We start from the raw sequence: 25,122 nt of genomic DNA on the forward strand, positions 1-25,122 counted from the left end.
GAAAAGCGATAAGGGCTATGCGATTTGGGCGCAAACCAGATCGTCGTGATTGCTTTTCCCCAGCGCAGCGGTGGGGGGAGGCAGGGAGGGGGTTGAGCGACAATATAGTTTGCTATTCAGCTGTACATCAGTATATAATAGATAATATTAGGTGGTGTTCGAAGTGCAATGCGTATTGCAGTCCACCTGACCAATTTATAATATATAGCAATATTGGTTTTAATAATGGGGGGAGTGCCGTATCTTGACATAGAATTTTCTGAAAAACCCATTTTGTGCATTGCGCACAAGTTACCCATACAAACAACCGTCTGTCTCTTGAAAAACAGTCCATTTACCACCCTATTCGTTTGCCTTTTATTATTCACCGGAACACTTTTCGCCCAGAAAGACGAGGTCAAATTCGGAAAAATCCCCGATGCAGACCGGGAGATGATGTCGCACCCCACCGACTCTACAGCGGAAGCATTCGTTCTACACGATTTGCTGAGCCTCGAGTTTGTTCAGAACACCGACGGCGCACCGATGACAAAAGAGTACCGCCACCGCAGGTTGAAGCTTTTCACTGCGGCAAGTTTTGACCGCGCAGACATCGAAATCATTTACCACCGCGAGAGCGACCGGGTAAACACCCTGAAAGGCGTTGTTCATTTCCCCGACGGATCATCTAAAAAACTGTCCAGGTCTGACTTCATCCGTGAACGCTACGATGAAGATTACGACATCTGCAAGTTTACCTTTCCCGGCGTTAGGGAGGGAGCCATCATTGAGTACAGCTACGTGAAGACGGATGAATACATCGTAATTCCCAGTCGTTACTTCTTTCAGGAAGACATCCCCGTTCGTTGGGCAGAGTACCGGGCAGTAATTCCTCCGTATTTCAAATACGTCAGTTTGTCTACGGCAGCGAAAAATTATACCATTAACAGTGTCAAAACGGTAAACGGAAATTACGGCAGCCAGAACCTCAAGCACACGGGAATCCGCTGGGTGATGAAGGACCTGCCGGCCTACAGTATCCAGCCTTACATCAACAACTTCAGCGATTACCTGCCCCAGGTGAAGTTGCAGCTGCAGACGGTCCATTATCCAGGTCAGGCTCCTCACAATATTTTTTCCGATTGGCAAAAAACCACCGAGGAAATTGACGACTGGATCGATTTCGGGAAAGCGTACCGTAATGATATAAACAGCAACAAGGTCTGGAAGGAAGTCGAGCCTCTGCTCGCGGGTGCAACCACCGATCAGGAGAAAGCTAAGGTGCTGTACGATTTTGTTGCGGGCAAAATCAGCTGGGACGGGAACTACCGCTGGACGGCAGATTTGACCCCAAACAAGGTATTCAGTAACGCCCGGGGATCCAGCGGCGAAATGAGTATCCTCCTGCTCGCCTTGCTTCGGCAGGCAAATATTGAAGCCAAACCCCTGATAGTTCCACTGCGCAATGGCGGAGCACCGCTGGAGATATACCCGCTCCTCAACCAGTTCGATCACCTCATGGTACTTGCCACGCTCGATGGCAAAGACGTTCTCCTGGACCCCAATACCATACTTCGTCCCATGGGCCTGCCCCGGATTCCGGCACTAAACCACCGTGCTTTCGTTGCCGATCCGGAAAACCCCCATTGGATCGATGTGAGCGCTCCCCGGGCAGTCAAGATCACTCAGGTCAACATGAGCCTCGATGCCGAAGGAATGGCTGATGTCGGGTTAGAGGCCAACCTTAAAAGCTACTACGGCGTCACGGCCCGCGAAAAGCTGGAAGAAATGGAGAACGATAATGAATTCCCAATCCTGGACGAAGTGATTGAAGCTTATCCGGAAACCGAACTTGTAAACAAGGAAGTCGACAAGGGAGAAGACAACAGCGGACCACTGAACCTTAAGTTGAACCTCAAAGTACCGATTGCGCAGGCTGTAGACGATTATTTATACCTGCAGCCAGTCCTCTTCCCTGTTCTGGATGAAGGGCTGGACGATGTGGAGCAGCGTTTGTTTCCCGTAGATTTTGCTTACCCCTGGCAGGAACGTTACATCGCCAGTATTACCATTCCTGAAGGGTACGTGGTCGATGAACTACCCGCTTCGGAGCGTATCGTATCGGAAGACAATACCTTTGTTGTCACCTTCGCATCAGAGGATAAAGGAAACGGAGTAATAGGAGTCAATTTCAATGTCTCTGTAAAACAGACCGTATATCCGGCAAATGAATATGCCGGCCTGCGGGAAATGTTCCGACGGGTAATCAATTGCCAGGAGGCCACTATTGTACTCAAAAAAGCTGAATAATGCGTTCGTTTATCCTACTGGTCTTCCTCTCATTTAACCTCGGTGCTCAGGATGTGGACTACTCGGCGTTCACTATTCCGCCGGAACTAAAGGAAGGCGCCAGTTCTGTCGTCCGGCTGCGGGATATCACCTACGAAGTGCATTCCACCAATAAAGCAACCCGAACGGAGCGCAAGGTGGTTACCATCCTCAATGACCAGCACCAGCACGAAAACAGGATGGTGATGCACTACGACAAGGATACCGACGTAGTTACGTTTAAAGCAACTCTTTACGATGCGTACGGAGATAAAGTAAAAACGGCGAAAAAGTCAGACATCGAAGACTTTCTCTACATCTCCAGCGGCCAGTTCTACGAGGACAACCGGGTAATGACAACCGTCATCGAAGACCTCAGCTATCCTTACACTGTGGAATTTGAGTACAAATCTGTAGTAAAAGACTTCAGCATGGTCGCTGGTTTCCCGAACTGGCAGCCACTGGGTTTCAATCAGTCCGTTGAGCGGGCGAGTTTCGAGGCCATCGTCCCGGCTGATAACGAGCTACTCTACTACCAGAACGAATTACCGGAGCCGGAAACATCTTCATCCGCAAAAGGAAAGGTTTACCGCTGGGAAGTGAGCGGCCTGACCGCCAGAAAGTACGAAACTGACGCACCGCCCGCCAGCAAAACGATGCCCTACCTGCGAACCGGGTTGCGGGCGTTCTCGATCGGTGATTACCATGGCACTTACGACAGCTGGCAAAGCTTCGGAGCTTTTATCGGTGGACTAATGGACGGTCGCGACGAACTCCCCGGTGAGCTGGTGACTCTCGTTCACGAATCGACTAATGGCATCAGCTCGGAGCGGGAAAAGATTGAACAACTTTACCGTCTCCTGCAGGAGCGCACCCGTTACGTAGGCGTCCAACTCGGCGTGGGAGGCTGGCAGCCTTTTTCTGCCGGTTACGTCGAGGAAAACCGTTTTGGCGATTGCAAAGCCCTGAGTAACTACATGGGAGCAATGCTGAAAGAGGTTGGCATAGAAAGCTATCCCGTCCTCGTTTACGCCGGAGAAACGCCTTACTTCCCGGTCGACGAAAACTTTACGACTTCCGCCTTCAACCACATGATTCTCTACGTGCCTTCTGAGGATATGTATCTCGAATGTACCAGCAGCGACGCACCTCCTGGTTACCTCGGTGATGGGACCGACGACCGAAACGTACTTCACATCACGCCCGAAGGAGGAAAGCTTGCCCGGACTCCCGCCCTGAAAACCGCCGACAACGGTCATCTCCGTACCATCACGATCGCTGTGAAGAATAGTGGTTCGGCTGATGTTCGGCTCGACGCAGGATACTACGGAGCCAGCCACGATCTGCTCCGCTATTACGCCAGCAACGAACTCGACGAAAAAAAACTGCGCGAAGGCCTGCAGCGCAATGACGTACTGCCTGATGTGAACGGACAGGATTTCTCTCTCTCCTGCAATCCCGACCTGCCCGTAGCGGAACTCAGGTATACCACCGAAGTACCCGGTTACGTCCGCAAATTGGGTAAGCGGATGTTTGTTCCCCTGAATAAGTTCTACGCCTACGATTATGTGCCGGATAAACTGACGGAGAGGAAGTTTCCGATCGTCAGCAACATTGCCCGCTTTTACGTGGACACCGTTCACCTAAACTTCCCCGACGAACTGGAGGTGGAGAGTCTTGGCGACGAGGAAACCACCATCCGGCATGCCGCCGGAGAGTACCGCGCGCAGGTTGTTTCTGCCCCCGGTTCCATTACATGGATCCGGACGCTCAAGCTTTTGCCGGTAGATTTACCGGCTTCCGGTTATGAGGAATACCGCCAGTTTTTTGTGGACGTGAGGAAGGCCGAGAAACGGCAGGTCGTCCTGAGAACCAAGCGGACAAAGTAGACGGGGTGTGGGCTTCAATGCCTCTCCGGGGGCGAAAGTCAGAAATCCGCAAACGTTCTCTGCATCCTGCGTCAGCGCCCCCGAAATACTTAAGAACAGGCGGCGCGAACGCAGGATGCAAGGAAGGTTTTAAGCCGCTGTTGCAGCCTTTCTGTTTTCCATAAAACGCCAGCCGGCGTACCCGATGAGTCCGAGAATAATCAACAGGCTGCAGATCATGGAAATGGTCTTGCCCGTGAAGTAGCTCGCTGGGTGGAACGTCATCGTGATGGTGTGCTGCCCGGCAGGAACGCGCAATCCGCGGAGGATGTAATTGGTCCGGATCAACTCGGCGGGCGATCCGTCAATGGTGGCTTCCCAACCGAGGTCCGGGCCGTACCATACTTCGGAGAAAACAACTAGTTGCTCGGAAGGAGAATTGAAGGAGTAAGTGAGCTCGTTGGGCGAGTAATTGGTAATCTCGATGGAGCCTTCGCCGGTGGGCTGCAAGCCCGCCACCTCATCGCTGAAGTCGGAGTGAACGATGGCGGTTCCCTTGAGGTTTTCGACGGTGCCTAGCGCATTGAATTCGGCATCGTTGGAGCTGACGGGCATAATGTCGTTCACCAGCCATGCTGCACCGTATGCTGCGGGGTTCTGCTGCGCCTGCGGCGCACCTCCCTGACCGGGTACGATAATGTACTTGGTGTTGAGCATATTGATCACGTCCGGATCACGCGAAATGAGGTACTTCGTGATGATGTCCTGGTAGCGGCGCATTTTTACGGCCGAGTAACCACCGATGTGCTTGTGGTAGTAGCTCGTCATCGGGTCCTGGTGGAAACTGGTGGTAAGGTTGAAGACCCGGTAATGAATGTCGGGGTCCGCCAGAATTTGCTTGTCTGCCGCTGTCATCGGCACTTCTTTCGTGCGCTTATTGACCGTAACCCAGTTTTTGTCGCTGATGTAGCGTCCGTTGATGCCGCTGAAATCGAAAGCGACCAGTGCGGTAAGGGCAAGACCTGCGATGAGCGGACTCACCGTTTTTCTGAACAGCAGGAACAGTACGCCGAACGTAAGCCCCACGAAGAGGAAACTGCGCCAGGCGTCGGCCATGTAAAGGCTCCGGCGGCTTTCCTCCAGGCCGGCAAGGATATTACGGAGTGCACCCGGTTTCTGCTGCTCGACGCCGGCGAACATGCTGGCATCGGTCGGTGAGGAAAATCCGAGGACAGAGGGAAATACGAAAAGTACCATGAGACCGAAAACGGCAGCTGCGATACCGCTGTACAGCAGTTGCTTACGGGCAGTCTCGGGGGTATCTTCCCGGGTCCGCAGCCAGCGGTCGATGCCAAACACACCCAGCCCGACCATCATGAAGGGCAGGATGTTCAGCGCCGACGAGGGCGCGCGGAGTTTGTTGAGGTAGGGCAGGGTGTCGTACAGGAAATGGTTGAAGCCATCGAGGTATTTACCCATACTCAGGCCCATGACCAGAAGGGTACCCAGACCAAGCCAGATGGCCAGCGAGCGGCGGGCGGTAAACAATCCGAAGATGAAAAGAGCCCAGATCACGGCACCGAGGTACTCAGGCCCTGCCGTTCCTTCTATTTTACCGCCGTGGTAAGCCGGTACCCGGTTGGCCGGCGGAGCCTGAAAGCCGGCAGAGCGCATTGCCGCCGAGAAAGCCCGGTCGTTGAAGGCCTGGCCACCGCCGCCTCCGGCGGCGAGCGGTGCGTAGGTAGCAATGATGTCTTTAGTGTTGTTACTCCACATGGTGGCGTAGTCCCACGCAAGACCGTCCTCGGGGACATCACCCGAAGGCGTGCTGCTGTCTACAAGGGGCGTCTCCAGCACCTGCCCGCCACGCATGGTGGCGGGGCTGTACTCCAGCGTAGTCATAAGGTTACTTGCGCCAGCTCCGATGGCGAGGACGAGACCAACAACCAACACGCCGAGAGATTTACCAAAGCTGACCAACTCGCCCGCGCGTACCGCTTTGACCAGTTGCGCAATCCCGTACACCGGCAGCGTAAGGCCGAAGTAGTACAACATCTGCGGGTGGTTAGACATGATTGCCATGCCCATACCCAGGGCAAACAGCAGACCGCCCAGGAGGTAGTATTTCCGGAAAGCCATGATGACGCCGCCTGCAACCAGGGGCAGGTAAAAGATGGTCTGAACCTTAGTGGTGTGCCCGGCTCCGTACACCACCAGGGTAGTGGTGGCGAGGCCCACACCGACGCCGCCCGCTATTGACAGCCAGGGGTTTACGCCATTCAGGACCAAAAGCAGGTAGCAACAAAGCATACCGGCAAAGAAAATACCCGCTCCGCCGCCAATGAAGGCGCGGAAAGGCTTGCCGAGGTATTTGAGGTTGTTGCCCGCGCTGACCGTCGAAATCAGGTAGGTTGGCATCCCGCTGAAGCTCGTTCCGGTCCAGTTGGCGCGCTCGCCGGTTGCTTCGGCGTAGTCTTTCATCTCCTTCGAGGCAGCCCGGTAGCTCTGTATGTCTCCCTGCCGGAGGCCTTTGCCCGAAAACTGAGGGCTGAAGGTAACGCAGGCAACAAGCAGAAAAATAACAACTGCAGCAATGTGGGGTAGTGCTTTCTTAAAATCCATGGACGGCAAACTTATAAAAAATCCACGTCAACCTCGTAAGGGTACGTGATCAGGTAATTCATGGCGACTTCGATGGGAAAGCCCTCGAAGACGATTTGGTACAACATTTCGGTGATGGGCACCCGCAGGCGCAGGTTTTTAGCCAGGTGGCGGGTAATCATCAGGGTGCGGACGCCTTCAGCCAGTTCCTGGCTGGTGCTGCGCACTTCCTCCAGGGTCTCCCCGGTTCCGAGCCGGAACCCAAAGGTGTAATTTCGGCTTTTGCTGGAAGTAGCCGTCGCAATCAGGTCACCAACCCCGGCGGTCCCGAAAAACGCCCGGTTGTCGCTCCCCAGTGCGCGTCCGAAATGTATCATTTCGTGCAGGCCCCGGGTTATCATCATGGCCTGAACGTTTTTGCCCAGTCCGTATCCCTTCAGGATGCCGGAGCCGAGGGCAATCACATTTTTGAGTACGCCCGCAAGCTCGGCGCCGAGTACGTCGTGAGTAGAGAAAACGTGCAGCTGACTTGAAGAGAGCACTTCGGTGGAACGCCTGATCACTTCGTCGAACTTACTGGCAATAACGGAACCCGAAGGCTGACCATCGAGCAGCTCCCGCGCCAGGTTCGGTCCGGTGAGAGCCCCGGTACGAACCACTACGCTCTCCTGCAGCATAACTTCGGTCATGGTGTGGACCTGCTTGCGGTCGATGCCGAGCTTGGGCACATCATTCAGGTCTACGCCCGTAATGTCGAAACCTTTGGTTCCGTGCAACAGTACGTGGCTGGGCTCGAGGTAAGGCGTTACCGATTTCATCATGGCCCGGAAACTGTCTGATGGAACAATCGGCAGGATTAACTGGCAGCGGCCGGCGATTTCTTCGAAATCATTGAGTACCGTTACACGATCGTGCAGAGGCACTCCGAACCGGAACCTGTTCTTACGCAGTTGCTCTACCAGTTCAGGGTTACGGGAATAAACCAGCACATCGGTATTGAGGGCCAGTAAGTTGGCCATTGCCGTTCCAAATGATCCGGCACCGATTATGCCGACAGGCTCCTTTTTGGACATAGGCTATTGGGTTGCGGGCGCCAAGGTACGAACCTTAGCGGGGTAGTTGGTAGCGTAGCGGTGGCCGGTTCGGGGTAAAGGGTAAATCATTTGCCGCGCCTCAGGCGCGCGGGCTACTCGTCTTCAAGATCAAAAAGATCACCTTTGAAGCGCTCGATGGTACGTCGTTCCCGTTTTGTGGGCCGTCCGGCGCCTTTTTCCCGGAATTCGGTGCCGGCTTTGCCGACAAACCAGTCTTTGTACTTATTGAGTTCTTCCTGGGGGGTGTGGTCGGTGTAGCAGGTGACAGCAATGGGTGCACCGACTCTTTTTTCGAGCAGTTCCAGGATTTCGTATTCGAGGTTAAAGCCGTTCTTCTGCACGGTCACCCGGTCACCGACCGAAACAGAAGTGCTGGGCTTAACGACCGAGCCGTTGACCCGAACCTTGCCTGACCGGACGGTGTCTCCGGCAAGGGTTCGGCTTTTGAAGATGCGCACGGCCCACAGCCATTTATCGATACGTACTTTTTCCATATTCGTTGGTTGACAACATAACGATTGCAGGGGTAGTGATTGTTTAACCATAGGGACGGAAAGGATCAGGAGTTTACAAAAAAATGAAGGGCGGGGCCGCAGGTGCAAAGCTGGTTCGTAAAACGCTCCTTCGGGGAGTAAAACACCCTCTGCCTCCTCATAAGTTCCACATTGCACCTGCGGCCGCGCCACAAAATTCTCCTTCGGTTCGTTAAATTATCAGCAAACCAAAAGCCTACCTTTACACCAATGACTAAATTTCTACTAACCTTAAGTTTGTCGGCCCTGTTTCTGCTCTCCGCCTGCGAAGAGGAAACGGCCACGCCAACGGATTTTTCTGCTGACTTTGCTTACTTTCCCATTGAGCTCAACGAGCCGAAATACTTTGCCCTTGACAGCATCGTGCTCTTCAATACCGTTGGGGGTATTGTGTACGATACTGCCCGGCTGGAGGTGCGGGAAACCCTCGTGGAACGCTATGAGGCCGCCGACGGCACCGAAACTTTTCGCGGCGAGCGCTGGGACCGCCGACTCCCCGACGGAGAGTGGCGTTTCCGGCAAACCTTCAGCATGAGCCGCTCAAACCTGCGGGCAACCCGCAACGAAGACAACCTAAGCTTCACCAAAATGGTGTTCCCGGTCAGTGAAGGTAAACGCTGGGACGGGCACACGGCTTTCGATGACTCCCGTTCTTTTGTCGTTGGGGGAGAGTTTGTCGAAATTTATCAGGGATGGGATTACCGCTACACCAGTACTGATAACAGCATCGCGGCCGGCTCCGCCGCGCTGGATATTGAAGGTGCGGTTGTAATCGAGCAAGACGCTACCGACAACCTCATCACACAGAGCATCGCGTACGAAATCTACGCCCCGAACATCGGCCTCGTAGAACGCTTCATCGATGCCCGCCGCACACAGTGTCGTATTTGCTGCAATGTGGATACCGAACTGTGCAGTAACCTCCCCTGGAACGAAAAAGCCGAAAAAGGCTTTATCCTGAAAGAAACATTCCTGAGATAACCACCGGATGATGAGAAACCGCTAAAACGGTAGATCTGATCACCTGACTTTTGTAACCCGCAACGTATGGACCTGATAGAAATAGGCTGGACGAGTAAGCCCCACGGCCTCAAAGGCGAAATAAAACTCCGTATTTCAGAATTTTACGAAGACGACCTCTTCGCCGCAACGTCCGTGTTGATCGGAGACCCGCCCGTGCCCTACTTCGTGGAGCAACTGCGCGCCGGCGGAGCTGTGATCGGGAAATTCGAAACCCTCGATTCGCGCGAGGAGGTCGCCCTTCTTGCCGGTAAACCCATCTGGTTGTTGGCCTCGCAGGTCACCGCTGTAGAGGACCCTGAAGAGAAAACACCCTGGGAGGCTCTGGTGGGCTATTCCATCCGCGCCGAAGGTTATCCGCTGCTGGGCCCCATCACCGGCATCATGGACCTGCCGGAACACTACCTGGCCGAACTCAAGCACGACGGCAAGGATATCCTCGTCCCGCTGCACGAAAACCTCATATCCGACCTGGAGGAAGAAGGTAAGATTCTGCAAATGGTCCTCCCCGAGGGGTTGCTTGATTTGAACTAAACCCGCATTGCTGTTTTTACTGCGCCAGCCCACTTTCCCAAAGGTTGAGGTCTGACGCTCCGAATCCCAGTGATCTTGTAACGAAAAAAGCGCTCAGCGACCAGGCTGCCGAAAACGGAAACCTGAACGCTGAGCGCTTAGTCGTTAAAAACGAATTGCCTGAAGCAGGCAGCGGGTTATTGAACTACTACCCGTCCGGTTTCAACACCACTCGGCCCTGAAATCTGGTAGAGGTAAACGCCGGCGGGAAGCGTGGCAACGTTCCAGTTTACGGTACGAAGACCTGCTCCGTTGCTGAGTATCTGTTTGCGAAGTACCCGGCCATCGGTAGCCAGTAGTGAAGCTGTCATGCGCTCGCTTGTGGGGGCGTTAAAGCTGATGTTTAACTGTTCGAAAGCAGGGTTGGGCGAAACGGATGTTCCGTAGTCAGCGATTGGGTTGCGGGTGGCAACGAAGGGGTCACGGTCAATAACGGCTCCCATAAGAAACTCTACGTTGAGGCCCCAGTCGGCCAGGATGGTGCCAAAGCCAAGTCCACCGCCTTCGGCGGGAAAGATTTCGAGAGCGTTGCTTCCGTCTCCACAGTTGTTGTTTGTACTCCATATCGCAGCATTTCCGGTATAATCCACAGAATCCTGAGCGTTGAAGTAGAGATCAGTAAAGTTTACACTGATGAGGAAGCTGCTTGCGTCGGTTAGTTCAACGGGGGTAGAGAAGTTGAAACTGGTAAAAGCGATTCCGTTTTCAGGGACGATGAGGTCGCCAACGGTGATGGTATCGCTGGTGCCGATGAGCGCGCCCAGGTTTCCGTCTGCATCGAGGTCAGCGAAAATCTCTGCTGAAATAGCCCGGTCGGAGATGTTGTCGTCGGCTACTGAAAACGCAACGAGAACCTCACTCACCGTCAGGTTGGTTGCTTCCGAGAGGCTGACACGCTGCAGTTTGCGCAGATCGAAGAAGGAGTTGGTGCCACCTACGAATCCGGTAGCGGGATCATTCGGTACGAAGTTGGTGACACTGTCGGAGCAAGGCTGCGCCAGAATAGTGGGGAAGAGGGTATCGGCAACAACTACTTTGTCGTATCCGCCCAACTGAGGAATGGCCGCAGCACCTACGTTTGTTGTGGCAGACTTGGCCGCATCCACCACTGGGAGTTGCTGTGCAGCAACAGACAGTGAGGTGCAAATTGAAAATAGGGTGAAAAGTAAAATCTGTTTCATTCGAAATGGTTTTTTAGAGGGGGTTAATACAGGGTGTGGCCGTACTCATGAAGAGCGGCACATTGATAATACCCGTAAGGTGAGACGGAGGTTCCGCCAAAACAAACTATTGTCGGCTGTTAACCAAACTTTACGATGGGCGGTAAGCTGCCATCTGTCGCGCGATGTACTTCCCGATGATGTCGAATTCGAGGTTTACCTTGACACCCGGCGCGAGTGCTTTGAAATTGGTGTGCTCGTAGGTGTACGGAATGATGGCTACTTTGAAGGTGTCGTCAACCGGCTCCACGACGGTAAGCGAAACACCGTTGATGCATACGCTGCCCTTATCGACGAGTAAGGTTTCCGGGCTGAGCGCGTAGCGAAACGTAAAGTACCAGCTTCCGCCGGCCTCTTCCACTTTCAGGCATTCGCCTACGGTGTCTACGTGGCCCTGTACGATGTGGCCGTCGAGGCGGGCTCCGGCCATCATGGCCCGTTCCAGGTTTACGGTGTCGCCGGTTTTCCAGTCTCCGAGTCGGGTGCGATCCAGGGTTTCCCGGATGGCGGTAACGGTGTGGGTGCCATCTTCGAGGGCAACAACGGTCAGGCAAACGCCGTCGTGCGCAAGGCTTTGGTCAATCTTCAGCTCACCGCTTATCGGGGAGGCCACCGTGAAGTGAACATTGTCCGCTTCGTGTTCGATGTGGGTGATCTTGCCGGAGGCTTCTATTATTCCTGTAAACATGTATAAGCAATTAGGGAATTAGGAACTGATTAAACGGAAATTAGTTATCGAAAAGCCGGCTTTTTTCCAAGGATGTTTGTTTGGGGTGGGGGAGCTGTTGACTTGGGAAACCCCCAAGCCAACCCCTTCCCCACAGGGGAGGGGCTTTTGAAAACGCCAGGCGTTTAGAGGGCAAGATCATCCCTGAAGAGCCATTTGGGGACCATACTACTGGACATTTTTGGTTCCCTCTCCGCTGAGCCTTAAAGCGAAGCTTGCTGGAGAGGGCGGAGGGTGAGGTAGAAAATCAAAAATGTCCAGTAGTATATTTTGGGACTTGTGTAGGTCAATGGTCCGCTACGATTTTAGGTAACTCTGGCCCCATACAACTTTGTCTCCTTGATCACTGCATGCGTTTTAGGCGTGTGTGGGATTATCCAGCACTTGCGCTTTAATGCTTTTTCGTCCGGCGAAGAATGAAACGATCATTCATAGCTAAGTCGATTTAACACCAAAGAAGTCTAAGCTCACAGCCCGTCTTGTATGCCTGCCGGCGGCTATTCTCCTTTGCGCAACAGTTTCAGCCTTGGTTCGGACGCCTTTACCTCCGGTGAATAGCGGGGATGAGCGACCTCTGGTCGCGTAATTGGTACGTAGGGATTTAATCGGAATAAAACTCCTCCATCGATGCCTTCGACTATTTTCATTGCGCAGCTACTTCGGCCTTGGCCCCGGCCACTAATGCGGTTGCTGGTGGCCGTTAAGAAAAGCAAGTTGTATGAGCCAACACAGAGTTGCTGAATTTCCGAAGGGCTTCGACTCCCGATAGTTTCAGACTTCGAAGGATCAGTTTGAGGCGAGTTTTTGCTTTTTAGGCCAGCAGTGACCGTATTAGTGATCAGCCGGGGACACAGCCTGAGGGGGTTGCTTCTTTACCCCGTTAAAGAAGGCCGCCGGCAGGCAAGGTAAGACGGGCGGTAAAGCGTGCCTGCTGCCGGTGCCCAAGGACTGTGCTTCTTCCCGTTTTGCCCGTTCATTTTTTCTTGATAAAAAACGAACCAAAAAATCAAGGCTGTGCCACCGGCTGATCGTGGAATCCAATTTTAGAAGCCTAAAATGGAAAAACTCGCGGCGGCGTTGGTTGGGTTGTTTCTAAACCCATCGATCCTTTGAGGTCTGGATGGCTACTCCCTGGGCTTTGAGAACGCTCAGACAGTTTCCATTTTTAAACGGCTTCAAAAACCGGATTCCACTGCCGGTGCCAAGGCCGAAGGCGGAGTGTCGGAGTTCTGTGCTTTGCTTTCAATTACGGTGTTTAGAGAATCAAGGATAAGCTTTGGTCCGGCTGCCTTCACCTCCGGTGAATAGCAGGGATTAACGACTTACGGTCGCTTGATTGACGGGTTGGATTTAATCAGAGTAAAACTCCTCCATCGATGCCTTCGACTATTTTCATTGCGCAGCTACTTCGGCCTTGGCCCCGGCCACTAATGCGGTTGCTGGTGGCCGTTAAGAAAAGCAAGTTGTATGAGCCAATACGGAGTTGCTGCATTTCCGAAGGGCTTCGACTCCCGACAGTTCCAAGACTTCGAAGGGCAAGTTTGATGGCGAATTTTTGCTTTTTAGGCCAGCAGTGACCGTATTAGTGATCAGCCGGGGACACAGCCTGAGGGGTTTGCTTCTTTGCCCTGACAAAGAAGGCCGCCGGCAGGCAAGGTTAGACGAGCGGTGACGTGTGTTCACTCGGAGTAAGGCTCCTCTGCCGGTGCCAAGGCCGAAGGCGGAGGAACTGAACTCTGCGTTCTGCACTCTACACTTTGATTGCTGAGCGAATATTTAGAATCCCGATCCGGTCCGACTCTTCTGAAAACTGAAGTTCGGCATTGAGGGCCGCCGGCAGGCAAGGTGAGACGAGATGTATGACGAGATATGACGCTGTTGCCACCCTGCAAGATTTGCTAAGCACGGAAATAAAGTCTTCTCATTGGCTACAAACTGTAGCGGACCATTGTAGGTAGGATAGAGGAGCTTGTGAAAATGCTATACGCTTTGGGTTGTAAGCTGTTAGCGGTAGCTATGATTCACAGATTGAAAACCTAGAATCGAATCCTACGCACCAGCCGAGACTCCCGACTCCAGACTCCCGACTCCAGACTCCAGACTCCAGACTCCTTACCCAATGGTGATTTCAGTAAAGTCGATTGGTACGGTAACCATTACGGCGCGCTTGCCGTAAAAGATACCAGCGGTCTTTAGTTTTCCGTCGACAGAAAAGCTGGTAGGAGGTTGAGTCAGACCTGCGAGCCGTATTTGTGCAGTACGGAAGCCGGGGTTGTATTCTCCTTTGATGGTTTGGGTCAGCGAGATCTTCTTAGCGCTTCGTTTGATCGTGTAGGTCCGTTCGGTGTACTGCTCTGCCTGGTAGCCGTAACCTTCGCCGGCATCCCAGTAAAAGGTACTACTGCCTTCTTTGGCGAGGTAGACGTTCAGCTCCAGGTTACGGAGCGTACGCATTTCGGCGGTACTCTGTACCACATCTACCATCGGCAGTGTCGCGCCTGCGCGGACGAAGACCGGAATCCGGTCTTTTTTTATTTTCGCCGTAATCTTTTGCTTCCCCTGGTGCAGGTCTCCGGTCCAGAAGTCGTACCATTCTCCTTTGGGGAGGTAGACCTGCATCCGGGTGATACCTTTTTTCAGAACGGGAGCAACCATCAGGTCTTCGCCGTAAAGAAATTGATCACCGAATTTGAGGCAGTTCGCATCCGTCTGGTCGTAGAAAAAGAGGTTGCGGAGGACAGGGACGCCCGTGGTGAGGTGCTGTTGGAAACTGCTATAGAGGTAGGGGAGCAGCCGGTACCGCATCTCGATGGCTTTGCGGTTGTGCTTGGTATGAACTTTCCCGTGAACCCAGGGCTCCTGATCCTGCCGGTTTGCTTCTTCGGCTTTCTTTACTGCGTCGGCTTCCACTTCTGCGGCACCATCGGAGTTGTTGCCCATACTGTGGACGCGCATTACGGGGTGGAAGACGGCGAGCTGAAGCCAGCGGGTAAACATTTCTGGTGTGGGGTTGTCCACGAAGCCGCCAATGTCGGTTCCCACCATGCTGAAGCCACTGATGGCCATGCGGATACACTGGCGGTTGGCGATCTGGAGGTGTTCCCAGCTGGCGATGTTGTCTCCCGTCCAGAGGGCAGCGTAGCGCTGCCCGCCGCTGAAGCTGGCCCTGCCCAGCAGAAACGGACGCTTTGCGGGTTTCAGCGCCTTGAGACCGTCGTAGCTGGCCCTGGTCATCTGCATTCCGTAGATGTTGTGGGCTTTTTTGTGGTTGGTAGGGTCTCCGTCGAAATCGTGACCTACATCGTCCGGAAAGGTGAGGTGGTTGACCTTGAAGACTGCGGGTTCGTTCATGTCGTTCCAGAAGCCGCTGACGCCCTGATCTACGTAGAGCTCTTTGTAAAGTGGTCCCCACCAGTCACGTACGTAAGGATCGGTGTAGTCTGGCCAGACGCATTCGGGCGGCCATACCGGGCCTACCATCAGTTCACCGGAGGTACGGCGGCAGAACACGTCTTTCTCCATGCCGTCGGCGTAGACGTGGTAGTCTTTGTCTACTTTGATTCCCGGGTCGATCATTACTACGGTGTGGAAGCCGTCATCTTTGAGGTCAGAGATCATTCCCTTCGGGTCGGGAAAGTACTCTTTATTCCAGGTAAAGCACCGGTAGCCGTCCATATAGTCGATGTCGAGGTACAGGGCGTCACAGGGGATTTTCTTGTCCCGGAAAGACTGAGCGAGTTCCCGAACCCGGCTTTCTGGGTAATAGCTCCAGCGACACTGGTGGTAGCCCATCGCCCACAGTGGTGGCAACTCGGGTGTACCGGTGAGGTGATGGTACCGGGCGGCAACGTCGTTCAGCTGGGGGCCATTGATGAAGTAATAATCGAACTCGCCTCCGTCGGCCCAGATGGTGGTCAGGCCGTTCTTATGGCTGTTGAAGTCGAAGTGAGTTTTGTAGGTATTGTCGAGGAAGAGGCCGTAGGCAATTCCGTCGCGCAAGCCGTAGTAGAAGGGGATGCTACGGTAAACTGTTTTGTGTTGAGGGCCGAAAGCGAAGGAGTCTTCGTTCCAATTGGCCCAGTCGGTACCCTGCAGATTGGTGTCCCAGGCTTTATCGCCGAGGCCGTAGATGGCTTCGGATTTGTCGGTTTTCAATTGAATGCGGACCTGCTCGAGGCCGCGGTTGAGCGTGGAGCGCCCGTAGAAGGGCGCCGCGAACTCGTGAACGGTTTTACCGGAGCTTTGATCAACGATCGTAACCTGGCCGTCGGCTTTAGCAATTTCCAGCGTCAGCGCAGCGGTACTGATGAGGTAGTGAGTTTTATGCTCCTCCATCCCCACCTTTGCATCCTGCGGCCCCGCCTTGTCGGAAACGGCGTAACTGAAATCACGACCGGGTTCTCCTACAGAAAAACGCAAACGGACCACTGAGTCGTTCCATATTTCGAGGTTCAACTCGGCCTTACCTTCGGTATGGACCACAAATTTGTACTTGCCTTCCTGGGTGATTCCTGACACTTTTCCGGTCGAGTGTTCGTAGTAGACGTCATCGAACCTGTTGGTTCCCAGTGCTTCCGCTTCGTGGGTGAGGTTTGCGTCGGGGGCGTAAGGAAGGGTTACTTTTTTTTTGAGCTTGGCCATGTATTGGGGTATTCGGCCAGCAAGGTAATAACAAGTTACAAGTTTCTGCGCACGCCCGAAACCGGAAAATGCCGCTACTGCTTATTGAGGGCCCAGTCGTATTCCTTGAATTCAATGTCTGTGCCCGCTGGAATCTCAGTCGTTGCGTATTTATTGAGGTAGTTTTTCAGGTCGCCGAAATCCTCTCCGTACCAATCAAAAATCTTTGAAACCATCACTTTGTCTGCGGTAATGGTGTTGTAAGCACCGTTGCGGATGAAGCTTTTTGTGCGGCTTTCGAGGAGACTGTTGAGGTTGGCGGCAGTGAACGCTTTATTGGGCAGGGGAGGGCAGGAAGCTGCAGCACAGTTGACGGCAAAGTGAATGCGGGCGTCTTTGTAACGGGGGCGGATGATGTCGTGCTCAATGTTATTGAGGCTGTAGGTTTTTCCGCCGATGTTGATCCATTTTACGTCCCATGGCTTGCCGCCGTGGAGGTCGGTGATGGATTTTACGGGGTAGTTCTTCAAAATGAGTTTCAGGGTGTTGGCGTTGTAAGCATTGATCCAGAAGGCCATGCTTTCGCTGCGGCTCCAGTCGCTTTGCGGTGCATTTTCGCTCAGTTCGGCGAGGTAAGTGTCTAATTTAGCCTCGTCGTTTTTCAGGCCTCCGTAGTTTACGTTGCCGGCGGCGTTCACGTATTTGCCGAGCAGACTATTGAAGGCGGCGTGGTCGGGTTTTGCGGGTTTTGCAACAACTTCTTCCTTCGGTTCTTCGGTTGCTTCCATCGCTGTGGATGGCGTGGGGGGAGCAGGTGCTGGAGCGGTCATTTCTTTAGCAGGCGCGGCCGCAGGTGCCGTTACCGGACCGTTGGGCGCAGGGGACGTCGAGGCCGTTGTAGCTGCAGGCTTTGTCGCCTTCGGAGGAGCCGGTTTGCTTGCTGTTGCTTGCGCAGTAGGTGTTTTGGGCTTTACGTCCGGCATCGCCATTTTGTCCTCGTCGATCACTTCGGGGTTGGCTTCGGTGGTGTGCTCTACCTGGTCTTTGGGCATTATGGTTTCTGCCGAGGGCTCAGTGCCTACTGTTGGGGCTGTAGATGTCTCTGTTGTGACGGCCTCTTCAGTTGGCGGAGTAGAATTTCCGCAAGAGAGGATTACAACAGGGAAAGCAAGGATCAGGAGGCAGCGTCGTAGCATAATTAGATTGTTTTGAACATCAGTTCTAACGCACGCAGCGGTGGATAGTGTTCAACAACATCAGGAAAGAAGGTCGGGATGCGGCAGATTGGCCTGCGTAACGGTTCCGCAGCCTGTGGAATGCGCGCTACGCCTGCTCTCTGGGGTGGGCCTCAACCCGTTTTACGGGCAGATCCGCCTGCACTCTGCTGGGTTGAGCCCATAAAAAAAGCCCGGTCGCAAAGCGACCAGGCTAATGTACCCGGAATGCGGGTTGGCGGAGGAAGAGGGATTCGAACCCCCGGTGGCTTTCACCACGTCGGTTTTCAAGACCGGTGCATTAAACCGCTCTGCCATTCCTCCGGAATGCGGTTTGCATTAAAAGTTGTTTCCCAAAAACAGACCCGGAACTCAGCGAAGAGGACCGGGCCGTTGTTTATCTAGGAAGATAAGTGCCGAAGGGGGGAGTCGAACCCCCACGCCCGAAAGCACACGTCCCTGAAACGTGCATGTCTACCAGTTTCATCACTTCGGCAAGGAAGTAGTTCAAAAACTTTAAAGTATTCTACCCGGAGGGGGAGAAGTCTTAACGATCGCAAAACCATCAGGGAAGTCAGTATTTGCGGTCAGGTTGACCATTAAAGTTCATGTAACACGATGGATAAAACGCCGTTGCGTTTTCGTGGGCCGCAAAGGTAATACGGTTGGTTGTATTTCCAAGCGAAGTTAAGGATTTTTTTTGCCCGTTTCGTTTGGTGTACAGCTTCGTGGTTTGAACCTGAGGATTTGAAGAGGTTTAGCGCAGCTAAACCTGCAGTTTATCCTTCAGGGAAACCCTAAACTGCACTTGTACCGTCGGTGGGAATCGAACCCACACTTCCGAAGAAACTGGATTTTGAATCCAGCGCGTCTACCAATTCCGCCACGACGGCTCGTGTAACTTTTCCTTTAACTCAACGAGAAACAAGGAAAGTTGCGGTACTTCCCGTCGGAAGCGCGGCAAAGGTAATCAAGCCACGATAAACTACAAGAAGAAATTTAAATACTTTCTTCTTCGAAGGTATTTTGGGCTTGTGTTTCGAGTTACTGCGCTTTGCCCTTCTCCGGAGTAGTGGTTTTTAGTTGACAAGTACTCCCTCCAGATCGTATTCCGTTGCCGCGTCGATTTTCACGTTTACCATATCACCGGTGCGGAGATATACGTCTTTTGCTGAGATGTGGACCTCGTTGTCTACGTCGGGGCTATCGAATTCTGTACGGCCGACGTAAACGTCGTTGTCTTTGCGGTCGATAATCACGCGCAGGGTCTGTCCTACTTTTTCTTCGTTCAGCTCCAGGCTGATGTCTTGCTGAATGGCCATAAGGCGGTTTGCCCGTTCAGCTTTGACTTCGGCGGGAACATCGTCCGGGTAATCATGGGCGATGGTGTCTTCTTCGTGGCTGTACTGGAATACGCCCAGTCTTTCGAAGCGCATTTCGCGGACGAAATCACACAATTCCTCGAACTCCTCTTCTGTTTCGCCGGGGTGACCGACGAGGAAGGTCGTCCGGATAGCGATGCCCGGTACTACCTCGCGGGCGTAGTTGATCAGATCGGTGGTTTCAGCGCGGGTGACCTGGCGGCGCATCCGCTTAAGTACTTCGTCGGAGGCGTGCTGCAGCGGAATATCGAGGTAGTTGCAAACTTTCGGCTGGGCGGCCATCACGTCGAGGATGTCGCGGGGGAATTTGCTTGGGTAAGCGTAGTGCAAGCGGATCCACTGCAGGCCTTCTACTCCGCAGAGGGCGTTGAGGAGCTCAGGCAGTGCGCGTTTTTTATAAATGTCGAGGCCGTAGTAGGTAAGCTCCTGTGCGATGAGCATCAACTCTTTTACGCCGTTTTTTACGAGGTGCTCGGCTGATGCGACGAGGTCTTCGATGGTTCGGCTGGTATGGTCTCCACGCATAAGCGGGATGGCGCAGAATGAGCACGTACGGTTGCAGCCTTCGCTGATTTTGAGGTAGGCGTAGTGCGCCGGCGTAGTGATGAAGCGCTCACCGATGAGCTCGTGCTTGTAATCGGCTTCCAGGCGGGCGAGGAGGCCGGGCAATTCCATGGTGCCGAAGAAGTCGTCCACTTCGGGGATACCTTCTTCGAGGTTGTCTTTGTAGCGCTGACTGAGGCAGCCGGTAACGTAGAGTTTATCGATCTCGCCTTTGCCCTTTTTATCGGCGTAAAGCAGGATGGTGTTGATGCTTTCTTCTTTGGCCAAATCAATGAAGCCGCAGGTGTTAACGATCACCACGTTGGCGTCGTCTTCGCCGTCGTGTTTCCCGTCGTGTTCGACTTCGTAATCGTTGGCCATCAACTGAGTGATGATGTTCTCGGAATCAACCAGATTCTTGGAACAGCCGAGGGTGACAACGTTTACTTTGTCCGGACGTAGCGTTTTGGTCTTCATAAATTTTCGCTTAGCGGCCGCAAAGGTACGGAATTGGGAATTGGGGAACTAGAAATTAGGGAATTAGAAACTAGGGAACTAGAAACTAGGGAATTAGAAACTAGGGAACTAGGGAATTAGAAACTAGAAATTAGGGAACTAGGGAATTAGAAACTAGAAATTAGGGAACTAGAAACTAGAAACTAGGGAACTAGAAACTAGGGAACTAGGGAACTAGCTCCTAGTTCTCTAGCTCCTGATTCTCTAGCTCCTAGTTCCTAATTCCTAGTGTAGTCAGGAACCGGCGGACTTCCGCCGCGGTGGTGATCTGACGCTCGTATTCCGGGAGGCCGGGAATGCCCATATATACGGCGGGGTTTTGGTGTTGCATCGGGCTTTCGAGCGTTGCGAAAGCGGTGGCGTGGAACTCAGTAACGCCGGTGTAGGTAACCATTTCGGCAACGTTCTCCGGTGTGATGCCGCAGCCGGGGAGGATGCCGATGCGGTCGCCCGCCCGGGCGACGAGTTGGCGGATGAGCTCTTTGCCTTCGGGGACAGTAGCGGCCTGACCGGAGGTCAGGATCCGGTTTACGTTCAGGTCAATGAGGGTTTCCAGGGAGGCGAAGGGATCGGCGCTTACGTCGAAAGCGCGGTGGAAGGTGACGGAGAGGTCGGGCCCTGCTTCTTCAACCATTCTTTGCACCTGCGTTCGCGCCACAGTACCGTCCAGTTCCAACATCCCGAACACTACGCCGGTAACGCCGATTTTACGACACTCAGCGATGTCTTTTGCCATCGCGTCGAGCTCCCAATCGGTGTAGACAAAATCTCCGCCGCGCGGACGAATCATGACCATTATGTCGATATCGACCGTATCGCGGCACGCCCGGATGGAACCCAGGCTGGGCGTGATGCCACCTTCAACGAGTGCGGCGCAAAGTTCTACCCGTTGGGCTCCGCCCGCCTCGGCGGCTACGGCGTCGTCGACGGATTGGAGGCATACTTCGAAGAGCATTGTATTGGTGTTTTGGATCGTTGGATCTTTGGTTGGGATAATTAACTAGCCTGCTGCCTTTATTTTAAACCCAGGCACCACCATTTCATTTTCAATGGCTTCCGTTTGTACGGCATAATCGAAGCCCGACTGAATGCAAAAAGCACCCGTTTCACCCTGCTTATTCAGCGCAATGAAGCCCACCTGAATGTCTTTCCAGTCCGGATTTTTACTGATTACACGCTCTACCGCGAGGCGGCAGGCATCGGTAGGCGAATGGCCCTGGCGCATAAACTCGACGACCAGAAAACAGCCGCAGGCACGGATGACGGCCTCGCCCCAGCCGGTGGCCGTTGCGCCACCGATTTCATTGTCGACGTACAAACCGGAGCCGATCAGCGGCGAATCGCCCACCCGGCCGTGGTACTTGAAGGAAGCACCGCTGGTGGTGCACGCACCGGCCAGGTCGCCGTTTTTATCGAGCGTAAGCAGGCCGATGGTGTCGTGGTTTTCTACGTTGATTTTGGGCCGATAGTCTGGGTTTTTAGTCTTCCAGTTCGCGAGTTGTTCCCGGCCCCAATCGGTGAGCAGTTCTGTTTCTTTCATGCCCTGGCTGAGGGCAAAATCTTTGGCTCCCTGGCCAACGATCATTACGTGGGGCGTGCGCTCCATCACCATGCGCGCTACGCTGATGGGGTGGAGGATGTCCTGTACGGCGGCTACGCTTCCACAGTCGCCACTTGGGGCCATGATGCAGGCATCGAGGGTCACGATGCCGTCGCGGTCGGGGTAGGAGCCGATGCCTACGGTGTGTACTTCAGGGTCGGCTTCGGTGACCATCACGCCTTGCTCGGCGGCGTCGAGGGCGGAGCCGCCGGCGGTTAAGATTTCCCATGCTTTGGCGTTGGCCATCTGACCGTGCTTCCAGGTAGAAATCACCACGGGGCGTGTTGCTTTGCCGGGCGCGGCCGCAGGTGCAGTGTCGTCTGCATCGCATGCGGACAAGAGTGGAGCCGCAGCGGCGGCTGCGGGCAAAGCGCGGAGGAAGTTTCTTCTGGTGGTCACAACGATGTTTTTTTGATTTAGGGACTTAGCTGAAGAGCCGCCTCCGCGATTTTTCGAGTGGCGTGTGCGAGGCGCTTAACCCTTTGGAACCTGCATGGTGAGGCAGTGCAGCGACCCGTGCTGCTCGATGAATGGCCGACAATCTAAAGAAACTACTTTAAAACTGGTCTTCGAGCGAATAATTTCGGCCGCGGCGGCGTCCGTTTTCCGGCCGGGATGGTCCTTTGGCTCGTCGTCGAAGTAAGTTGGCAGAAAAAGCGTGTCGCCGCTCAGCAGGAAATTGGCGTAGGTGGCGGGGAGGCGGTGTCCGTCTTCACGACTCTTCACCGCTGGTGGCCAGGGTAGGGGGATGAGGTCGTATGCTTTGCCGTCGAGGGTTCGGAACTCTTTTAGTTCGGCCTCCATTTTTTGGAGCTCTTCAAAGTGCTCGTCCGTCGGGTCGTCGCAGCGGACGTAAGCGATTTGGCCGGGGCTGACGAAGCGGGCCAGGGTGTCTATATGGGCATCGGTATCGTCACCGGCAAGTTCGCCGTGGTGGAGCCAGAGGATGCGCTCGAAGTCGAAGTATTCCTCCAGGGCGGTTTCGGCGGCGGCCTCGTCGGGCCAATCGTTACGGTTTTTACTCAGCCAGCATTTGCTCGTTGTGAGGATAGTTCCTTCGCCATCGGATTCGAGGCTGCCGCCTTCCAGAACGATATCGGCGCGGCGATAGCCCGCTTCGGGGAACTCGGCGCGCCAGAGTCTTTGCGTCACGGCGTCGTCATTGATGGCTTCGAACTTATCCCCCCAACCATTGAAGGTGAAGTGGTTGAGCACCAGGGTGTCTTCGCCGTAGATGGTAGTGATTGGCCCGTAGTCTCTGATCCAGCAATCGTCGGTAGGGCAGGCCATTACTTCGCCTTCGTAGGTGTCTGCGTATTTTTCAAAGTGTTCCTCGTCGGTTACGATCAGCAGTACGGGCGTCACTTTGTTTACGGCATTGGCCGCGGCGATTATGGCCGTCGTCGCGGAGTCCAGGCTGTTAGCCCAGTCTCCGTCGCGGCGGGGCAGGGTGAAGAGAACCCGTTGTTGTGGTTCCCATTCGGCGGGGAGGCGCATGGTCATTGGCAGAGGATGTAATTGCCCGGCAAAGGTAAATTATCTGGCGGGGACGCAGGTGCAAAGAAGGTTTTGGGGGGTGGCTCCTCTGGCTTTGAAAGGGGGGGGCGGAGATGTTATTCGTTTATATACGTTTATAAACGCAAGTATGCGTTTAAAAAACGACTAAATGGCGAGTCAGGCCGGTACTTTGAAAAAAGGACCATATGGAACGCATTACTATCCGTCGCGAACATCAAAACGGCTACATTTACTACAGCTTCAAACCCCGGGGCTTTATCGAAGACTTTTATACCCGCTGCGGCGGCATCGTCGGGATTGGCTTCGACAAAATGGCTGGCCGCTGGACGGCTCCGGCGCGGGAAGAAACGCTGACCCGGCTGCGGCAGATCTTCGGCCAGGATGCCTTGATTTGGCTGGACGGACCGCCTCCGGGGCGAGCTGTATCACCTCAGCCTGCACCACCCGTAACCCCGCAGAAGAAGGTGGCGAGCGACCGTCTTCCAGTCCGGGAGAAAGCCGGTGAGTTACCGGTTCACTGGCGGGAAGCGTTGCATCGGACGGAAGAGCAGCTGAAGGTGAAGCGGTATAGTTATTCCACGGTGAAAGGATACCTGAGTCACTTACGTGCTTTTCTGGCAGCTCATCCGGGAATCAAAACGGCAGAAGTAACCAGCGAGGTAATCCGCACGTACATCGTTAAGCGGGCCCAGACAGGTAACTATTCCGAATCCACGCAAAATCAGATGTTGAACGCGATTAAATTCTGGTTGGAACAAGTAGAAGGAAAGGGAAAAGCTTTTATTGACCTGCGGCCGAAAAAGAGGACTATTCTGCCGAAGGTGTTAAGTGTTGAAGAGGTCCGGCGTCTGTTTGGAGCCATCAGCAATACGAAGCACCGGTGCATTCTGAAGATCATCTACGGAGGAGGGCTGCGGCTGAGTGAAGTAGTGAATCTTCGCATAGCGGATATTCATTCTGATCGCTTACAAATATTTGTCAACGGCGGCAAGGGTAAGAAAGACCGCTACACGACGCTATCCGCCAAATTCCTTACGGAGTTGCGGCAGTACTTCCGTGAATACCAGCCACAACACTGGCTGTTTGAGGGCCAGACCGGTGGACAGTACAGCAAGCGTTCCGTCCAGGCAATTTTGCGTAAGGCAGTCGATAAAAGTGGGGTCAACCCTTTGTGTACTGTACATACTCTGCGCCACAGTTATGCTACGCATTTATTGGAATCTGGTGTCTCTCTTCGGCACATCCAGGAACTCCTTGGACACGCCAATAGCTCAACTACGGTAACCGTCCGAGCAACTACAGGTCCAAGTCCTTCCATTTGGCCCACGCCCCCGGCAGCAACTCCTCCAACCGGTTAACCTTATGGCTCCCGATGCGCTTAAGCACATCTTTGAGCCAGTCACGCGGGTTGACATCGTGCTCCTTACACGAGGCAAAGAAAGAATACATCATCGCCGCGCGCTGAGCGCCCTTGTTGGAGCCAGCGAACATATAATTCTTGCGCCCCAGCGCCAGCGGACGGATCTTGTTTTCGATCTGGTTATTGTCGATCTCGACCCGACCGTCTTCGAGGTAGTGGCGCAGGCGGGGCAGGTGGTTTTTGGCGTAGCCCAGGGCCTTGCCGATGTTACCCTTGGTCAGGTTATTTTTCTGATGGTGGTCGACCCATGCGAGCAGACCTTCGTAGGCCGGGCGGGCGTAACGCTGGCGGATTTTCAGACGTTGCTCAGGTGTGCAGTTATAGTCACGGCAGATCCGCTCGATCCGGTACAGGTACTGGAAGGCA

General features: G+C 54.0%; 17 protein-coding genes and 3 tRNA genes. 5 read left to right on the forward strand and 15 right to left on the reverse strand.

Annotated features, from left to right (window positions below):
* Positions 1-318: 318 nt before the first annotated feature.
* Together FUA23_RS17345 and FUA23_RS17350 are read left to right on the forward strand one after the other, a co-directional pair.
* Positions 319-2,289 (forward strand): DUF3857 domain-containing protein, encoded by a 1,971-nt coding sequence (locus tag FUA23_RS17345; protein WP_187271112.1) that lies wholly within the window; start codon positions 319-321, stop codon positions 2,287-2,289.
* Positions 2,289-4,196: a DUF3857 domain-containing protein gene (locus FUA23_RS17350; RefSeq protein ID WP_147932033.1), complete on the forward strand. Its 1,908-nt coding sequence runs from the start codon at positions 2,289-2,291 to the stop codon at positions 4,194-4,196. The genes FUA23_RS17345 and FUA23_RS17350 overlap by 1 nt, the downstream gene beginning before the upstream one ends.
* A 129-nt stretch (positions 4,197-4,325) precedes the next feature.
* On the opposite strand, the gene FUA23_RS17355 is transcribed toward FUA23_RS17350, so the two are convergent.
* The 3 genes from FUA23_RS17355 to FUA23_RS17365 form a co-directional block, all read right to left on the reverse strand.
* Entirely contained in the window at positions 4,326-6,797 is a 2,472-nt protein-coding gene (locus tag FUA23_RS17355; protein ID WP_147932034.1) for a YfhO family protein, read from the reverse strand.
* Positions 6,798-6,808: 11 nt separating this feature from the next.
* Positions 6,809-7,849: an NAD(P)H-dependent glycerol-3-phosphate dehydrogenase gene (locus FUA23_RS17360; protein ID WP_147932035.1), complete on the reverse strand. Its 1,041-nt coding sequence runs from the start codon at positions 7,847-7,849 to the stop codon at positions 6,809-6,811.
* Positions 7,850-7,962: 113 nt separating this feature from the next.
* Positions 7,963-8,364 carry an RNA-binding S4 domain-containing protein gene (locus tag FUA23_RS17365; protein WP_147932036.1) on the reverse strand — a complete coding sequence of 134 codons (402 nt, stop codon included), beginning with the start codon at positions 8,362-8,364 and terminating at the stop codon, positions 7,963-7,965.
* A 249-nt stretch (positions 8,365-8,613) separates the two neighbouring features.
* Between FUA23_RS17365 and FUA23_RS17370 the strand changes: the two genes are divergently transcribed.
* A complete protein-coding gene (locus FUA23_RS17370) occupies positions 8,614-9,384 on the forward strand; it encodes a hypothetical protein (RefSeq protein WP_147932037.1) in 771 nt (256 codons plus the stop codon).
* Between the two features lie 66 nt (positions 9,385-9,450).
* Positions 9,451-9,957 (forward strand): ribosome maturation factor RimM, encoded by a 507-nt coding sequence (locus FUA23_RS17375; RefSeq protein WP_147932038.1) that lies wholly within the window; start codon positions 9,451-9,453, stop codon positions 9,955-9,957.
* A 176-nt stretch (positions 9,958-10,133) separates the two neighbouring features.
* Here FUA23_RS17375 and FUA23_RS17380 read toward each other — a convergent pair whose 3' ends face one another.
* The 11 genes from FUA23_RS17380 to FUA23_RS17430 form a co-directional block, all read right to left on the reverse strand.
* Positions 10,134-11,177, reverse strand: a complete 1,044-nt coding sequence (locus FUA23_RS17380) for a T9SS type A sorting domain-containing protein (protein ID WP_147932039.1) — start codon at positions 11,175-11,177, stop codon at positions 10,134-10,136.
* A 130-nt stretch (positions 11,178-11,307) separates the two neighbouring features.
* Positions 11,308-11,904 carry a riboflavin synthase gene (locus FUA23_RS17385; protein WP_147932040.1) on the reverse strand — a complete coding sequence of 199 codons (597 nt, stop codon included), beginning with the start codon at positions 11,902-11,904 and terminating at the stop codon, positions 11,308-11,310.
* Positions 11,905-14,055: 2,151 nt separating this feature from the next.
* Positions 14,056-16,584, reverse strand: a complete 2,529-nt coding sequence (locus tag FUA23_RS17390; RefSeq protein ID WP_147932041.1) for a glycoside hydrolase family 31 protein — start codon at positions 16,582-16,584, stop codon at positions 14,056-14,058.
* A gap of 74 nt (positions 16,585-16,658) precedes the next feature.
* Positions 16,659-17,759, reverse strand: a complete 1,101-nt coding sequence (locus FUA23_RS22790) for a DUF547 domain-containing protein (protein ID WP_246144319.1) — start codon at positions 17,757-17,759, stop codon at positions 16,659-16,661.
* Positions 17,760-18,013: 254 nt separating this feature from the next.
* Positions 18,014-18,101, reverse strand: a tRNA-Ser gene (locus FUA23_RS17400).
* Positions 18,102-18,191: 90 nt separating this feature from the next.
* A tRNA-Leu gene (locus FUA23_RS17405) sits at positions 18,192-18,273 on the reverse strand.
* Between the two features lie 315 nt (positions 18,274-18,588).
* Positions 18,589-18,670 (reverse strand) — tRNA-Leu (locus FUA23_RS17410).
* A 186-nt stretch (positions 18,671-18,856) separates the two neighbouring features.
* Positions 18,857-20,179 (reverse strand): 30S ribosomal protein S12 methylthiotransferase RimO, encoded by a 1,323-nt coding sequence (gene rimO / locus FUA23_RS17415; protein ID WP_147932042.1) that lies wholly within the window; start codon positions 20,177-20,179, stop codon positions 18,857-18,859.
* Positions 20,180-20,429: 250 nt separating this feature from the next.
* Positions 20,430-21,173 (reverse strand): copper homeostasis protein CutC, encoded by a 744-nt coding sequence (locus FUA23_RS17420; protein WP_147932043.1) that lies wholly within the window; start codon positions 21,171-21,173, stop codon positions 20,430-20,432.
* A 45-nt stretch (positions 21,174-21,218) separates the two neighbouring features.
* Positions 21,219-22,217 carry a N(4)-(beta-N-acetylglucosaminyl)-L-asparaginase gene (locus tag FUA23_RS17425; RefSeq protein ID WP_246144321.1) on the reverse strand — a complete coding sequence of 333 codons (999 nt, stop codon included), beginning with the start codon at positions 22,215-22,217 and terminating at the stop codon, positions 21,219-21,221.
* 75 nt (positions 22,218-22,292) lie between these two features.
* The gene (locus FUA23_RS17430) at positions 22,293-23,321 is read right to left on the reverse strand and encodes an agmatine deiminase family protein (RefSeq protein ID WP_147932044.1); all 1,029 of its coding nucleotides are present in this window, start codon (positions 23,319-23,321) and stop codon (positions 22,293-22,295) included.
* 200 nt (positions 23,322-23,521) lie between these two features.
* On the opposite strand from FUA23_RS17430, the gene FUA23_RS17435 reads away from it, so the two are divergent.
* On the forward strand, positions 23,522-24,694 hold the full coding sequence (locus tag FUA23_RS17435) for a tyrosine-type recombinase/integrase (protein ID WP_147932045.1): 1,173 nt from the start codon (positions 23,522-23,524) through the stop codon (positions 24,692-24,694).
* Here FUA23_RS17435 and FUA23_RS22420 read toward each other — a convergent pair.
* On the reverse strand, positions 24,633-25,122 hold a 490-nt coding region (locus FUA23_RS22420; RefSeq protein WP_222707059.1), incomplete at its 5' end, for an IS66 family transposase. The genes FUA23_RS17435 and FUA23_RS22420 overlap by 62 nt on opposite strands.

Source organism: Neolewinella aurantiaca (genome assembly GCF_008014675.1).
GTDB lineage: Bacteria > Bacteroidota > Bacteroidia > Chitinophagales > Saprospiraceae > Neolewinella > Neolewinella aurantiaca.

Bases quoted from the DNA above. Each gene is read 5' to 3' on its own strand.
- FUA23_RS17390 (WP_147932041.1), bottom strand. From the start codon at position 16,584: ATGGCCAAGCTCAAAAAAAAAGTAACCCTTCCTTACGCCCCCGACGCA.
- FUA23_RS17435 (WP_147932045.1), top strand. From the start codon at position 23,522: ATGGAACGCATTACTATCCGTCGCGAACATCAAAACGGCTACATTTAC.
- FUA23_RS22790 (WP_246144319.1), bottom strand. From the start codon at position 17,759: ATGCTACGACGCTGCCTCCTGATCCTTGCTTTCCCTGTTGTAATCCTC.
- rimO (WP_147932042.1), bottom strand. From the start codon at position 20,179: ATGAAGACCAAAACGCTACGTCCGGACAAAGTAAACGTTGTCACCCTC.
- FUA23_RS17355 (WP_147932034.1), bottom strand. From the start codon at position 6,797: ATGGATTTTAAGAAAGCACTACCCCACATTGCTGCAGTTGTTATTTTT.
- FUA23_RS17430 (WP_147932044.1), bottom strand. From the start codon at position 23,321: ATGACCATGCGCCTCCCCGCCGAATGGGAACCACAACAACGGGTTCTC.
- FUA23_RS17360 (WP_147932035.1), bottom strand. From the start codon at position 7,849: ATGTCCAAAAAGGAGCCTGTCGGCATAATCGGTGCCGGATCATTTGGA.
- FUA23_RS17375 (WP_147932038.1), top strand. From the start codon at position 9,451: ATGGACCTGATAGAAATAGGCTGGACGAGTAAGCCCCACGGCCTCAAA.
- FUA23_RS17380 (WP_147932039.1), bottom strand. From the start codon at position 11,177: ATGAAACAGATTTTACTTTTCACCCTATTTTCAATTTGCACCTCACTG.
- FUA23_RS17385 (WP_147932040.1), bottom strand. From the start codon at position 11,904: ATGTTTACAGGAATAATAGAAGCCTCCGGCAAGATCACCCACATCGAA.
- FUA23_RS17350 (WP_147932033.1), top strand. From the start codon at position 2,289: ATGCGTTCGTTTATCCTACTGGTCTTCCTCTCATTTAACCTCGGTGCT.
- FUA23_RS17420 (WP_147932043.1), bottom strand. From the start codon at position 21,173: ATGCTCTTCGAAGTATGCCTCCAATCCGTCGACGACGCCGTAGCCGCC.
- FUA23_RS17365 (WP_147932036.1), bottom strand. From the start codon at position 8,364: ATGGAAAAAGTACGTATCGATAAATGGCTGTGGGCCGTGCGCATCTTC.
- FUA23_RS17370 (WP_147932037.1), top strand. From the start codon at position 8,614: ATGACTAAATTTCTACTAACCTTAAGTTTGTCGGCCCTGTTTCTGCTC.